We start from the raw sequence: 885 nt of genomic DNA, 5'->3' as shown, positions 1-885 counted from the left end.
CCGGTGCTCAAAGCCGCCGGCTACCGCGTCCGCACCGCGCCGACCGCGCAGGAGGGGCTCGCCGCGCTGCGCGCGCAGACCTTCGACGTCGTGCTGACCGACATCGAGATGCCCGACATGAACGGGTTCGAGTTCGCGGAAGTTATCCGCTCCGACCACAATCTCGTCGCGATGCCGATCATCGGGCTGTCGGCGCTGGTCTCGCCGGCGGCGATCGAGCGCGGCCGGCAGGCCGGCTTCCACGACTATGTCGCCAAGTTCGACCGTCCCGGTCTGATCGCGGCGCTGAAGGAACAGACCGCGGGTGCCGCCGGCGCCTCCGAGCTCAGCCGGGCGGCGGCGTAGAGCATGATCCGGACCCGAAGGGCCGCGTTAGCGCAAAGTGTGAAGCGGATTTCCGAGAAGATCATGCTCAAGACGAGGCAGGGGAAACACAGATGAGCAGCAAGACCCAATCCGCCGAAGGCGCCATGGTCGAATACGTCACCGCGATGATCGGCGGCCAGCTCTTCGGCCTGCCGATCTCACGCGTGCAGGACGTGTTCATGCCCGAGCGCGTCACCCGCGTGCCGCTCGCCTCCCGCGAGATCGCGGGTGTCTTGAACCTGCGCGGCCGCATCGTCACCGTCGTCGACATGCGCGCCCGGCTCGGGCTGCCGCGGCCCGAGGACGGCAAGCTGCCGATGGCGGTCGGTGTCGACCTGCGCGGTGAATCCTATGGCCTGCTGATCGACCAGATCGGCGAGGTGCTGCGTCTGCCCGAGGACGGCAAAGAGGAAAATCCCGTCAACCTCGACCCCCGCATGGCCAAGCTCGCCGGCGGCGTCCACCGTCTCGACGGCCAGCTCATGGTCGTCCTCGACGTCGATCGCGTCCTCGAACTCG

2 protein-coding genes are annotated in these 885 nt (G+C 68.0%); both read left to right on the top strand.

Translation table 11 applies throughout. From position 1 onward, the window contains the following. A partial coding sequence (locus SO139_RS46275; RefSeq protein ID WP_449384719.1) for a response regulator occupies positions 1-345 on the top strand: 345 nt, incomplete at its 5' end. A 92-nt stretch (positions 346-437) separates the two neighbouring features. After that, positions 438-885: chemotaxis protein CheW (locus tag SO139_RS46270; RefSeq protein ID WP_474805018.1), on the top strand; the 448-nt coding region annotated here is incomplete at its 3' end.

The organism is Bradyrhizobium sp. UFLA05-89 (assembly GCF_059803475.1).
This window is presented reverse-complemented; position numbering and strand designations above follow the sequence as displayed.